Annotated in this window: 10 protein-coding genes and 1 tRNA gene; 8 read left to right on the top strand and 3 right to left on the bottom strand. The window is 63.1% G+C overall.

All coding sequences use genetic code 11. The annotated features are described in order from the left end of the window. Together glnA and MH112_RS01250 are read right to left on the bottom strand one after the other, a co-directional pair. Positions 1–1,000, bottom strand: a 1,000-nt coding sequence (gene glnA, locus MH112_RS01255) for a type I glutamate--ammonia ligase (RefSeq protein ID WP_296562891.1), incomplete at its 3' end; no start/stop codon positions are given. 37 nt (positions 1,001–1,037) lie between these two features. Further along, entirely contained in the window at positions 1,038–1,376 is a 339-nt protein-coding gene (locus MH112_RS01250; RefSeq protein WP_296562890.1) for a P-II family nitrogen regulator, read from the bottom strand. A 237-nt stretch (positions 1,377–1,613) separates the two neighbouring features. On the opposite strand from MH112_RS01250, the gene MH112_RS01245 reads away from it, so the two are divergent. The 6 genes from MH112_RS01245 (at position 1,614) to MH112_RS01220 (ending at position 7,678) form a co-directional block, all read left to right on the top strand. After that, complete coding sequence (locus MH112_RS01245; protein ID WP_296562888.1) at positions 1,614–3,149, top strand: acetyl-CoA acetyltransferase; 1,536 nt, start codon at positions 1,614–1,616, stop codon at positions 3,147–3,149. Positions 3,150–3,154: 5 nt separating this feature from the next. Next, a complete protein-coding gene (locus MH112_RS01240; protein WP_296562886.1) occupies positions 3,155–3,724 on the top strand; it encodes a histidine phosphatase family protein in 570 nt (189 codons plus the stop codon). A gap of 17 nt (positions 3,725–3,741) precedes the next feature. Further along, a complete protein-coding gene (locus MH112_RS01235; RefSeq protein ID WP_296562884.1) occupies positions 3,742–5,187 on the top strand; it encodes an NAD(P)H-hydrate dehydratase in 1,446 nt (481 codons plus the stop codon). Positions 5,188–5,270: 83 nt separating this feature from the next. Next, positions 5,271–5,355 (top strand) — tRNA-Leu (locus tag MH112_RS01230). A 144-nt stretch (positions 5,356–5,499) separates the two neighbouring features. After that, positions 5,500–6,858, top strand: coding sequence for a trigger factor (tig, locus tag MH112_RS01225; RefSeq protein ID WP_296562893.1), 1,359 nt, complete (start codon positions 5,500–5,502; stop codon positions 6,856–6,858). A 205-nt stretch (positions 6,859–7,063) separates the two neighbouring features. Next, complete coding sequence (locus MH112_RS01220) at positions 7,064–7,678, top strand: ATP-dependent Clp protease proteolytic subunit (protein WP_296562883.1); 615 nt, start codon at positions 7,064–7,066, stop codon at positions 7,676–7,678. A 57-nt stretch (positions 7,679–7,735) separates the two neighbouring features. Here the strand turns inward: MH112_RS01220 and MH112_RS01215 are convergent, their stop codons facing one another. After that, positions 7,736–8,353, bottom strand: coding sequence for an HAD-IB family hydrolase (locus MH112_RS01215; protein WP_296562881.1), 618 nt, complete (start codon positions 8,351–8,353; stop codon positions 7,736–7,738). Positions 8,354–8,727: 374 nt separating this feature from the next. Between MH112_RS01215 and clpX the strand changes: the two genes are divergently transcribed. Continuing rightward, positions 8,728–9,990 (top strand): ATP-dependent Clp protease ATP-binding subunit ClpX, encoded by a 1,263-nt coding sequence (clpX, locus tag MH112_RS01210; RefSeq protein WP_296562879.1) that lies wholly within the window; start codon positions 8,728–8,730, stop codon positions 9,988–9,990. Positions 9,991–10,213: 223 nt separating this feature from the next. Next, positions 10,214–12,613: an endopeptidase La gene (gene lon, locus MH112_RS01205; protein WP_296562877.1), complete on the top strand. Its 2,400-nt coding sequence runs from the start codon at positions 10,214–10,216 to the stop codon at positions 12,611–12,613. Positions 12,614–12,626: the final 13 nt, after the last annotated feature.

The raw sequence follows: 12,626 nt of genomic DNA, 5'->3' as shown, positions 1-12,626 counted from the left end.
CCAGCTTCACCGGGGCTTCGTAGCCGGGCACCAGGCGCTTGTAGCTGTTGGTGGTGGAGTTGGCGAAGGCGTTGATGGCCTTGGCGTGCTTGATGATGCCGCCGATGTACCAGAGGCATTCCTGCGAGAGGCCGGCATACTTGTCGCCAGCGAACATGGGCTGGCCGTCTTTCCAGATCGACTGGTGGACGTGCATGCCCGAACCGTTGTCGGCAAACATCGGCTTGGCCATGAAGGTTGCGGTCTTGCCGTAGGCGGCAGCGACGTTGTGGATGACGTACTTATAAAGCTGCATCCGATCGGCCATGGTCAGCAGATCGGCGAACTTCAGGCCGAGTTCGTGCTGGGCCGGGGCCACCTCGTGGTGATGCTTCTCGGGCTGCATGCCCAGCTCACCCATGACCGCCAGCATCTCGCCGCGCAGATCCTGGGCGGAATCGATGGGGTTGACCGGGAAATAGCCACCCTTAGGGCCCGGCCGGTGACCCATGTTGCCCTCGGGGTATTCCTTCGAGGAGTTCACCGGAAGTTCGGTGGAGTCGAAGGCGTAGCCGGTGTTGTGGGGAGAGGTGGACCAGCGAACGTCGTCGAACAGGAAGAACTCGGCCTCGGGGCCGAAATAGACGGTGTCACCGATGCCGGCCGACTTCACATAGTTCAGTGCGGCCTTGGCGATGGAGCGCGGGTCGCGGTTGTAGGGGGTGTTGGTGTCGGGGTTCAGCACGTCGCAGAACAGGCACAGCGTCGTCTGCTGGTAGAACGGGTCGATATAGGCCGAGTTCAGGTCCGGACGCAGCTTCATGTCCGACTCATTGATGGCCTTCCAGCCGACGATGGACGAGCCATCGAACATGGTGCCGTCGGTCAGGAAGTCGTCATCGACCAGGTCAATGTCGAAGGTGACATGCTGCATCTTGCCGCGGATGTCGGTGAAGCGGACGTCGACATACTTCACGTCCTTCTCAGCGATCATATCCAGAATGTCTTTGGCGGTCGTCATGGCGGTTATCCCCTAACTCGCGTGGTAGGTCAGAACGTCAAACGGCAAGCGCGCCGGTTTCCCCGGTGCGAATGCGCAGAACCTCGATGATCTCGGAGACAAAAATCTTTCCGTCTCCGATGCGGCCCGTACGCGCCGCAGTGGTGATGGCCTCAAGGGCCCCATCGAGCTGGTCGTCAGCGACCACCACCTCGATTTTTATCTTGGGCAGAAAGTCCACGACATATTCAGCGCCGCGGTACAGCTCCGTCTGCCCCTTCTGCCGTCCGTAGCCCTTGGCCTCAAGTACGGTCATGCCCTGCACCCCCATTTCTTGCAGCGCCTCCTTCACCTCGTCGAGCTTGAAGGGTTTGATGACGGCTTCGATCTTCTTCATAGGGCCTCGTCGAACTGAACGCGCCGCCCTGGGCAGGGGGGTCAGGCGACGGAGCATGCCGGGCCGACAGGCGACAAGAGGGCGCCGGGCCGAGACAACGGGGCAGGGGGGCGAAATCGACCCTTGCGCATAAAATAGGCGCCAGGCGCCTATGAAATGTGCGGTGCCGAAATGGCCTTGTGAGCCGCCGATAGGCCCCTAGGATCGCGCGGCGAAGTTGGGTGCGGAGGCGTTGCCATGGACGATAGAACCCCAGTTCTGATCGGGGCGGGACAATTCACTTATCGAGGTGAACCGCAGGTCTCGCCAGCACCGACTCAACTGCTGAAGATTGCGGCGCTTGCGGCGGCTGAGGACGCCGGCCTGTCTGCGGTCGCCCTGCAAGGGATCGACAGTCTGGCCGTGGTCGGCTTCACGGTCGATGCCCCAGGCGGCGGCAGGCCGACCCCGCATAGCTCCAATCCGCCGCTCAGCCTGTCCAGGACCTTGGGGGCTTCGCCAGCCTGGGCGGTGTATTCCCACATGGGCGGCAACAGTCCCCAGCAACTGATCAATGTGCTGTGCGAGCGGATCGCCCGGGGGGAAACCCAGCTTGGCCTCGTGGTCGGATGTGAGTTCCTAGGTTCAGCCACCAAGCGCCTGACCCGTGGGCTTGGTTTTGAGGACTGGAAAGAAGACACCGGTCTGCCAGCACCCGAGCGCATTGGCGATCCTCGCCCGGGAGCCACCCCCTATGAGGCGCGGCACGGACTGGGGCGGCCCATCAATACCTATCCCCTGTTCGAGAATGCCCTGAGGGCGCGGGATGGCCGAAGCATCGCCGATCATCAGGCCAGGCTCGGGGCCCTGTTCGCACCATTCACCGAGGTTGCGGCGGCAAATCCCGACGCGTGGTTTCCCATCGCCCGGTCGGCTGAGGAACTGATAACGGTCACCGACCGTAACCGAATGGTGGGCTTCCCCTACACCAAATACCTCAACGCCATCATGGATGTGGACCAGTCGGCGGGCGTCCTGGTGGCCAGTCTCGCCAAGGCCAGGGAGCTGGGCGTGCCGGAGGACCGGCTGGTGTATCTGCATGGCTGTGCCGACGCCGCCGATCTCTGGTATCCCCTTGACCGGCAGAACTTTCATTCCAGTCCCGCCATGCAGCTGACCGGCGCTCGCGCCCTGGAGATGGCCGGGATCAGCCTCGATGAGGTCGGGATCATCAACCTCTATTCCTGCTTTCCCGTCGCTGTGGAGATCGGGGCTGAGGCGTTGGGCCTGTCCCTGGACGACCCCCGGGGGCTCACTGTTACCGGGGGGCTGCCCTATGCTGGGGGCCCCGGTAACAACTATGCCATGCATGCCATCACCGTGATGATGCGTCGGCTGCGCGCGGCCCGCGAGACCTATGGCCTTGTGACCGCAAATGGCTGGTTCCTGACCAAGCAATCCACCGGGATCTATTCCTGCCGTCCACCGAACGCGCCGTTCGAGCGACAGGACCCTGGCGTCATTCAGCGGGAGATCGACGCCCTGCGACATCCGGTTGTCACAGAGACCCCTCAGGGTCGCGCCGTGATCGAGACCTATACCGTCGTGCACGGCCGAGAGGGCTACATGCTGGGGATCGTGGTCGGGCGCGATGAGGCCGACCGTCGCTTCGTGGCCCATACCCCGACAGACGCTGCCGTCCTGGCTGGGTTGGAAGCCGTGGAATCTGTGGGCCGAACCGGTACGGTGGGGCCCGCCGCCGAAGGTCAGCGTAACCTCTTTATTCCGGACTAAGCCCTATGCCGCGCCTCTATCTGATCCGCCACGGTAAGCCTGCCGCCAGTTGGGGCGGGCACGACGATGATCCTGGTCTGGACCAGACCGGTCACGACCAGGCCGCTGCTGCCCGGGACTTTCTTCTGGGCCAGCCGGAGGCTGAGCGTCCTCGTCGGGTGGTCTCGTCTCCCTTGGCCCGTTGCCGGGAGACGGCCTTGCCGACGGCACACGCTCTGGGGGTCGAGGTGGAAATCGACGCCGGAGTTGGTGAGATCCCGACCCCTGCGGCCCTCCCGCCTGAGGCGCGAGGCGAGTGGCTGCGTCAGGCCTTTGAGGGGGCCTGGGGCGAGATCAAGGGGGACCTGGACTATGACGCTTGGCGACGTCAGGTGGCCCAGGCCCTCTATCTCCGCGGCGACACGGCGGTGTTCAGCCATTTCGTGGCGATCAATGCGGTGGTCTCCTTGTTGACCGGCGAGGATCGGGTGGTGAGTTTCCGTCCAGATCACACCTCAATCACTATACTTGAAACTGATGGCAAGTCCCTGACTTTAATCGAAAAAGGGCGTGAAGCCTCAACAGGCGTGTTGTAATCCCTCAAGGTGGCCAGGTGACGCCCAGACACATTCTCAGCGTCGCGCAGATGGGCGCGGCCGATCGTGCTGCCGTCTCGGCCGGTACGCCGGCCGTCGAGCTCATGTCGCGGGCAGGGGCCGCAGTCGCTGCGGCGGTCAGCGAGCGTTTTGCCCCCTGCGAAACCCTTGTGCTCTGTGGGCCCGGTGACAACGGCGGCGATGGCTATGTGGTCGCCAGACTCCTGGCGGACCGGGGTTGGCCTGTTCGGGTTGCCGCATTGGCCGCTCCACGGTCGGAGACTGCCAAGGCTATGGCGGCGGCGTGGGGGGGCGTGCCCCTCAGCCTTGAAGCCGACCTGTCAGCCGATCTCTATATTGACGCCCTGTTCGGTGCGGGTCTGTCTGGCCCGCTGGCCGGCGATGCTGCGCGAGTCATTCAGCACTTGAACAGCTCCCCTGAGCGGGTGGTGGCGATCGATGTCCCCAGCGGCCTGCCTGGCGATACCGGCTTGCCCGTGGGGGTTTGTGGTCGCGCGGCCCTCACTGTGACCTTTCATGCCCGTAAGCCCGCCCATGTGCTGGAGCCGGGTAGGGGTCGGTGTGGCGAAGTGGTGGTGGCCGATATCGGACTTTCCCCCCTCGCCACCGATGTCTTCGAGAACACGCCGGAGCTTTGGGCACCGCGCTTTCCCTGGCCCAATGCGGCCTCGCACAAGCACGCCCGCGGCCGGCTTGTGGTGGTCAGTGGGCCGGCCTGGAGCACAGGCGCTGCCAGACTGGCCGCCCGGGCGGGGCTGCGGATTGGCGCGGGCGTGGTTACAGTCCTGTCGCTCACAGATGCCCTGGCCTCAAACGCGGCGCACCTCGAAGCGATCATGCTCCGCGCCTTTGACACCGAGGCCGAACTGGAAGCCCTGGCCACAGATGTGGATGCCGCCGTGATCGGACCGGCTGCGGGCTTGAGCGAGTCGACGGTGATGAACGTCCTGGCCCTGGCCCGAACCGGCGCGGCCTTGATTCTCGACGCTGATGCGATCTCGGTGTTCCGCGAGGACCCTGAGGAGCTGTTTTCGGTCCTCGACCGTGATGATGTTCTGACGCCCCATGCCGGTGAGTTTGAGCGCCTGTTTCCGGGGATGCTGGAAAATGCGCCTGAGCGGATTTCCGCAGCCCGCAAGGCGGCAGAACTGGCCGACGCCGTCGTGCTCTTGAAGGGGCCAGATACGGTGGTGGCGTCGCCGGACGGACGGGCGGCTGTCAATCTCAATGGCTCACCCTGGCTGGCCACGGCCGGCAGTGGCGATGTCCTGGCCGGCTACATCGCTGGCCTGGTGGCCCAAGGGATGGATAGCTTCGAGGCGGCCTGCGCGGGGGTCTGGATTCACGCCGAAGCCGCGCAGACCCATGGTCCAGGTCTGATTGCAGAAGATCTCCCTGGGCTTACGCCAGCGGTCCTGCGCAGCCTATATTCGGGCCGATAACCCCGACGAACCTCGACTTTCGACAGTGTCCGAGGCTGGCGGCTTGACGACGCCGGGCAAACCGACGATGGCAGGCGTGGAATGCGGGCGTGGCGGAACTGGTAGACGCACTGGATTTAGGTTCCAGCGCCGCAAGGCGTGGAGGTTCGAGTCCTCTCGCCCGCACCAACCTTTACTCTTGGACACCGAATGCGCCCGTGACATAAGAGCGCCCTCCCGCCGCCTCGATGTAGGCGGCGCTTTCCGTTTCAACCTTAGGCGGACCGTCAAGAGCGCGTGACAGCGCCCCGGAGTCCGGAAGCAAGAATGTCGATGCAGATCGTTGAAAAGTCCGGTGAAGGCCTGAGCCGCGTGTACGGCGTCACTGTTTCGGCAGCGGACCTGGCCGAGCGCCTGGATGCGCGCATCACCGAGATCACGCCCCAGCTGAACATCAAGGGCTTCCGCCCGGGCAAGGTGCCGCCGGCCCATGTGCGTCGGGTGCATGGCAAGGCCCTGATGGCCGAGCTGGTTGAGCAGACCATCACCGAGAGCACTCAGAAGGTGCTTGAGGACAACAAGCTGCGCCCGGCTGGCGAGCCTGACCTGAAGCCGGAAGGCGACCTGCAGGACGTGGTGGACGGCAAGGCTGACCTGTCGTTCGAGATCGCCCTGGAGATCATGCCGGAGTTTGATCCGGTCGATCCCTCGACGCTCGAGCTGGTCCGCCCGGTCTACAAGCCCGGCGACGCCGAGGTGGATGAGGCCGTGGCCGAGCTGGCCAAGCAGAACCGCAGCTTTGAGCCCCGGACCGCCAAGACCGCGAAGGCCAAGGATGGCGACCAGCTGACCATCGACTTCGTGGGCAAGATTGACGGGGTCGCGTTTGAGGGCGGCTCGGCCGAGGGCGCTCAGCTGGTGCTGGGGTCAGGCAGCTTCATTCCTGGCTTCGAGGACCAGCTCGTGGGTGCCAAGGCCGACAGCGATGTCGTGGTCAAGGTGACCTTCCCCGAGGACTATCAGGCCGCCCATCTCGCCGGCAAGGGAGCCGAGTTTGAGGTCAAGGTGACGGCGATCGCCGCGCCTGTGGACACCGTCGCCGACGACGCCTTCGCTGAGAAGCTGGGCATTGAGAGCCTCGAAAAGCTCAAGAGCCTGCTGCGCGACAACATTGAGCAGCAGTATGTGAGCGCCTCACGCTTCAAGCTGAAGCGCGCCCTGCTCGACGCGCTCGACACCAAGCACGACTTCCCGCTGCCGCCCAAGATGGTCGAGGCCGAGTTCGCCGCCATTTGGACCCAGGTGCAGCAGGACAAGGCCCAGGAGTCCCTCCCGCCGGAAGACGCCGGCAAGACCGACGAGCAGCTGGAAACTGAGTACCGCAAGATCGCCGAGCGTCGGGTCCGCCTGGGCCTAGTCCTGGCTGAAATCGGCCGGGTGAACAATGTCCAGGTGACCGAGCAGGAACTGCTGGAAGCCATGCGTCAGGAGGCCATGCGTTATGGGCCCCAGGCGCAGCAGATCTTTGACATGTTCCGCCAGAATCCCAACGCCCAGGCTCAGCTGCGCGCCCCGATCTTCGAAGACAAGGTGGTCGACCTGATCGTGGGTCAGGCCAAGGTCGAGGACAAGGACGTCAGCAAGGACGAGCTGATGGCCGAGGACGATCTGCCCGAGGGCTACGGCGAGTAAAACGCCTTCGTCGCGCCGTGGCGGCGATGATGTTTCAGGCTAATGATCCCGGCGTGGCCTTGGCGCGACGCCGGGATCATGCGTTTTTAGGGGTTCTGAAAGGCGCAGCGTCGGAGGGTCGTCTTGCAACCGCCGACCACAGACGCGATATCGAGTAGGACGGCGGCGATCTGACGTTCGCCAATCGAGAAGGGCTTTCAAGCTTATGCGTGACCATGTGACCACCGCGCTCAACCTCGTGCCCATGGTGGTCGAGCAGACCAGCCGCGGCGAACGGGCCTTCGATATTTTTTCGCGCCTGCTGAAGGAGCGAATCATTTTTCTCAACGGCCCGGTCGAGGACGGCATGACCGCCCTGATCTGCGCCCAGCTGCTCTATCTGGAGTCTGAGAACCCCAAGAAAGAGATCTCCATGTACATCAATTCGCCCGGCGGGATCGTGACCTCCGGCCTGGCGATCTATGACACCATGCAATACGTGAAGAGCCCGATCTCCACGGTCTGCATGGGCATGGCGGCCTCCATGGGCTCGTTCCTGCTGATGGCGGGTGAGAAGGGGCAGCGGATTTCCCTCCCCAATGCCCGGATCATGGTGCACCAGCCGTCTGGCGGCTACACCGGCAAGGCCTCGGACATCCAGCGCCACGCCGAAGACATCATCAAGACCAAGGGCCGGCTCAACGAGCTTTACGCCAAGCACACCGGCCAGCCCATCGAGGTGGTCGAGCAGACCCTGGACCGCGACCATTTCATGACCGCCGAAGAAGCCAAGGCCTGGGGCCTGGTGGATCACGTCTACGAGCGGCGCACGGAAGACTAGAGACGATCCCGCGCAGCGCTCAACAGCGCTGCGCGGCAGGGCTCCAGGCAGGCCGCATCAAGGGGCTTCCTTGAAGACCCGGTAGCCGGCTTCGTCGGCGATCTTCAGCATTTCGCGGTCCCCGCTGGTGTCGCCATAGGCGGCCCGCAGGCGAAGCTCTTGGCCAAACACGGCCTTTAGCCGCGCGACCTTTTCTGGACCGCGACAATTGCGGCCATCGAAAATGCCGGAAACCCGGTCGTCGGCGTCAAACATCAGGCGCGTCGCAATCAGATGGTCGGCACCAAGCCCCCGGGCAAAGGGCTGGACGATGATGTCAGGGGAGGCGGTCACGATGGCCATGGTGGCCCGCCGCCCACGCCAGCGTCGCCAGGTCAGAAGGGCGTCCGGGCGCAGGAGCCTGGGGGCATAGGCTTCGGCAAATGCCCTGGCGTCGGCTTCCAGTTTGGCCCTGGGAACGCCGAGCAGGAATTCACGGACGGCGGCAGCCTTGAGCCGCCCGCGGTTGCGATGAAATAGATAGGCCGCCGCTGCGGGTGCCAGTCGGCGCATACCCTGGGCATAGCGCGCACCGCCTGCTCGCCAGCGCAGGAAGGCGGTAAAGCTGTCCTTGGTGGTCAGGGTGCCATCGAAATCGAAGGCCACGACGCCTGTGTCGTCAGCCGGATCGTCCATACTTCCCCCAAAACTCCAGCTTGCGCCGAAATAGCGCAGTCTGCCCTCAGAACGCGCCTACCTAAGCCCCCATGCCAGAACTGGGCCGGAACGTCCCCAGGCTGGGCCGTGTTCATCCCCATATCCTGCAAGGGAGTCATGGGGCGACTTGCTTCAATCCGATACAATCCCATCTAGAGATTCGAAATTGCGCGCCATCTGGTGTGGCGGAACGGGAACAACCGGTAGCCACCAAGGCTTGTGATCCTGGCGCGGATCGGGGAATGTCAAGGATTAGACAACCCCAGGCGCGTATCCTGCAAGGACGGCGGGAAAATGCCGCCCGCGCCACGGGCACGGTTCCGACCGGCGTCGTCGAGAGAGTGAGACTGAACATGACCAAGGCCGCGAGTGGGGACTCCAAGAGCACGCTGTATTGCTCTTTCTGCGGAAAGAGCCAGCATGAAGTCCGCAAGCTGATCGCGGGCCCGACCGTGTTCATTTGCGATGAATGCGTCGAACTCTGCATGGATATTATCCGCGAGGAGCACAAGATTTCCTTCGTTAAGTCGAAGGACGGTGTGCCAACCCCCCGCGAAATCCGTGAGGTGCTCGACGATTACGTGATTGGGCAAGACCACGCCAAGAAGGTTCTCGCGGTTGCGGTTCATAACCACTACAAGCGCCTGAACCACGCCACCAAGAACAACGATGTTGAGCTGGGCAAGGCCAACATCATGCTCATCGGGCCGACTGGGACAGGTAAGACCCTGCTGGCCCAGACCCTCGCCCGGATTATCGACGTGCCCTTTACCGTGGCCGACGCCACGACCCTGACCGAGGCTGGTTATGTGGGTGAGGATGTCGAGAACATCATCCTTAAGCTGCTGCAGTCGGCCGACTACAATGTTGAGCGGGCACAGCGGGGCATCGTCTATATCGACGAGGTCGATAAGATCAGCCGCAAGTCCGACAACCCCTCGATCACCCGCGACGTGTCGGGGGAGGGGGTCCAGCAGGCACTTCTGAAGATTATGGAAGGCACGGTGGCCTCTGTGCCGCCCCAGGGCGGCCGCAAGCACCCCCAGCAGGAGTTCCTGCAGGTGGACACCACAAACATCCTGTTTATCTGCGGCGGGGCCTTTGCTGGCCTCGACAAGATCATCTCGGCCCGCGGTCAGGGCACCTCTATCGGCTTTGGGGCCAAGGTATCTGACCCAGACGATCGTCGCACCGGCGAAATCTTCCGCCGGGTCGAGCCGGACGATCTGCTGCGCTTTGGCCTGATCCCGGAATTTATCGGCCGTCTTCCGGTGATCGCCACCCTCGACGATCTGGACGAAGAGGCCCTGGTCAAGATCCTGACCGAGCCCAAGAACGCCTTCGTGAAACAGTATCAGCGTCTGTTCGACATGGAGAATGTCGGCCTGACCTTCACCGACGACGCCCTGAACGCCGTGGCCCGTAAGGCCATCGCACGCAAGACCGGCGCCCGGGGTCTGCGTTCGATCCTGGAAGGCATTCTGCTCGACACCATGTACGAGCTGCCGACCTATGACGGTGTCGAGGAAGTGGTGGTCAATGCTGAGGTGGTCGAAGGCCGAGCTCAGCCGCTGATCATCTATGCCGAGCGCCGGGACAAGGGCGGAGCGGCCTAAGGGCCGCTTAAATCCCTAGTTTCTGTTGCGGTGCCGAAGACAACTTGTCTCGTGTGCCCCGGTGCCGCTTGAACCGGGCTCCGAAGCGTCCACATAAATAGACTGAAACCACCGCCACATCGGCGGACGGACCGTCCGACTCAGGCGCATCGTCTGATGTAACTGCGGCCCGAGGGTCGAGCCCTGCTTATGTGTCGAGGGGGCTGGCCGGGAGTGAAAGCATATGTCTGAGACCAAGAAGACCCTGCCTGTCCTACCGTTGCGGGACATCGTCGTGTTCCCGCATCAACCCGTGCCGCTGTTTGTCGGGCGGGAGAAATCCGTGCGGGCGCTCGAAGAGGCCATGCGCGATGACGGTAAGGACATCCTTCTGCTGACCCAGAAGGATAAGGATGACGATGATCCCGCCCCGATCGCCATCTACGAGATCGGTGTCGTGGCCACGATCCTGCAGCTGCTCAAGCTGCCCGACGGCACCGTCAAGGTGCTGGTCGAGGGCAAGACCCGAGCCGCGGTGACCCGCTACACCAACCGGGCCGACTACTATGAGGCCGAGATCGCGGACCTGCCGGAGGATGCCAAGGCATCCCCCGAGGCCGAGGCACTCTCACGGGCCGTGGTCGAGCAGTTTGAATCCTATGTGAAGCTCAACAAGAAGGTCCCGCCTGAGGCCCTGGCGGCCATGCCGCAGATCGAGAACCCCGGGGAGCTGGCCGACCGCGTCGCCTCTCACCTGTCGGTGAAGATCAGCGACAAGCAGGCTCTGCTGGAAATCTTCGACGTCGTGAAGCGTCTCGAGAAGGTCTACGCCCTGATGGAGGGCGAGATCTCGGTGATGCAGACCGAGAAGAAGATCCGCAACCGCGTAAAGCGTCAGATGGAGAAGACGCAGCGCGAGTACTATCTCAATGAGCAGATGAAGGCGATCCAGCGGGAGCTGGGCGAGCAGGATGATACCCGCGACGAGCTGAATGAGCTTGAGAAGCGGATCAAGAAGACCAAGCTCTCTAAAGAAGCACGCACTAAGGCTGAGGCGGAGCTGAAGAAGCTGCGCTCCATGAGCCCCATGTCGGCTGAATCTACCGTCGTGCGGAACTATCTGGACTGGCTGCTGTCAATCCCATGGGGCAAGGCCAAGCAGAAGGCCATCGATCTGGTCCGCGCCGAAGAGATCCTCGATGAGGATCACTACGGCCTGGAGAAGGTGAAAGAGCGGATCCTCGAATATCTGGCCGTTCAGGCCCGAACCGGGGCGCTGAAGGGCCCGATCCTCTGCCTTGTGGGGCCACCAGGCGTGGGTAAGACCTCGCTCGGGCGCTCTATCGCCAAGGCGACGGCGCGGGAATTTGTGCGTGTGTCCCTCGGCGGCGTACGTGACGAGGCCGAAATCCGCGGTCACCGCCGGACCTATATCGGCTCGATGCCAGGCAAGATCATCCAGTCGATGAAGAAGGCCAAGACCACAAACGCCTTCTTCCTGCTCGATGAAATCGACAAGATGGGCGCTGATTACCGGGGCGATCCGGCTTCAGCCCTGCTGGAGGTTCTCGATCCGGCGCAGAATTCCACCTTTGCCGACCACTATCTGGAGGTGGATTACGACCTGTCGCCGGTGATGTTCGTCACTACGGCCAACTCGCTGAACATGCCCCAGCCTCTGCTGGACCGCATGGAGATCATCCGTATCCCGGGCTACACCGAGGACGAGAAGGTCGAGATTGCCAAGCGACACGTCCTGCCCAAGCTGACCAAGGATCACGGGCTGAAGCCTGAGGAGTTCGTGGTTTCCGAGGACACGATCCGCGACCTGATCCGCTATTACACCCGGGAAGCCGGTGTGCGGTCGCTGGAGCGGGAATTGGGCAACCTCGCCCGCAAAACCGTCCGCGACATCGGCCGCGAAGGGGTGGCCAGCATCACCATCGATCCTGAGCGTCTGGCCAAGTATGCCGGCGTGCGGAAGTACCGCTATGGGGAGATGGATGCCGAGGATCAGGTCGGGATCATCACCGGCCTCGCCTACACCGATTTTGGCGGCGATATCCTGACCATCGAAGCGGTCAAGATGCCCGGCAAGGGGCGTATGTCCATCACCGGCAACCTGAAGGACGTGATGAAGGAGTCCATCGCGGCGGCCAACTCCTACGTCCGCAGCCGAGCTACCCAGTTTGGGATCGAGCCCCCAGCTTTCGAAAAGACCGATGTGCACATCCATGTGCCTGACGGGGCGACACCCAAGGATGGTCCTTCGGCGGGTGCGGCGATGGCGACGGCGATCGTCTCGGTGCTCACCGGCATTCCAATCCGCAAGGATATCGCCATGACCGGCGAGGTCACTCTGCGGGGCCGGGTGACGGCCATCGGCGGCCTGAAGGAGAAGCTGCTTGCAGCCCTGCGTTCCGGGGTCAAGACCGTCCTGATTCCGCAGGAAAATGAAAAGGATCTGGCTGATATTCCGGCCAAGGTGAAAGAGGGTCTGGAGATCATCCCTGTGAACACCATGGATGACGTGCTGGTCCGCGCCCTGACCAGGATGCCTGATCCTATCGAGTGGACCGAGCCCCCTTCCAAAGGTCCTGTCGCCGGAGATGACGGCGAGGCCGAGGCGATCATGACCCACTAGGGTCGCAGGCTTT

Origin of the sequence: Phenylobacterium sp. (genome assembly GCF_022402485.1) — a bacterium.
Classification (GTDB): Bacteria; Pseudomonadota; Alphaproteobacteria; order Caulobacterales; family Caulobacteraceae; genus Phenylobacterium.
This window is presented reverse-complemented; position numbering and strand designations above follow the sequence as displayed.

Coding starts and splice junctions, on each gene's coding strand:
- MH112_RS01250 (WP_296562890.1), bottom strand. CDS start 1,376: ATGAAGAAGATCGAAGCCGTCATCAAACCCTTCAAGCTCGACGAGGTG.
- MH112_RS01240 (WP_296562886.1), top strand. CDS start 3,155: ATGCCGCGCCTCTATCTGATCCGCCACGGTAAGCCTGCCGCCAGTTGG.
- tig (WP_296562893.1), top strand. CDS start 5,500: ATGCAGATCGTTGAAAAGTCCGGTGAAGGCCTGAGCCGCGTGTACGGC.
- MH112_RS01215 (WP_296562881.1), bottom strand. CDS start 8,353: ATGGACGATCCGGCTGACGACACAGGCGTCGTGGCCTTCGATTTCGAT.
- lon (WP_296562877.1), top strand. CDS start 10,214: ATGTCTGAGACCAAGAAGACCCTGCCTGTCCTACCGTTGCGGGACATC.
- MH112_RS01220 (WP_296562883.1), top strand. CDS start 7,064: ATGCGTGACCATGTGACCACCGCGCTCAACCTCGTGCCCATGGTGGTC.
- MH112_RS01245 (WP_296562888.1), top strand. CDS start 1,614: ATGGACGATAGAACCCCAGTTCTGATCGGGGCGGGACAATTCACTTAT.
- clpX (WP_296562879.1), top strand. CDS start 8,728: ATGACCAAGGCCGCGAGTGGGGACTCCAAGAGCACGCTGTATTGCTCT.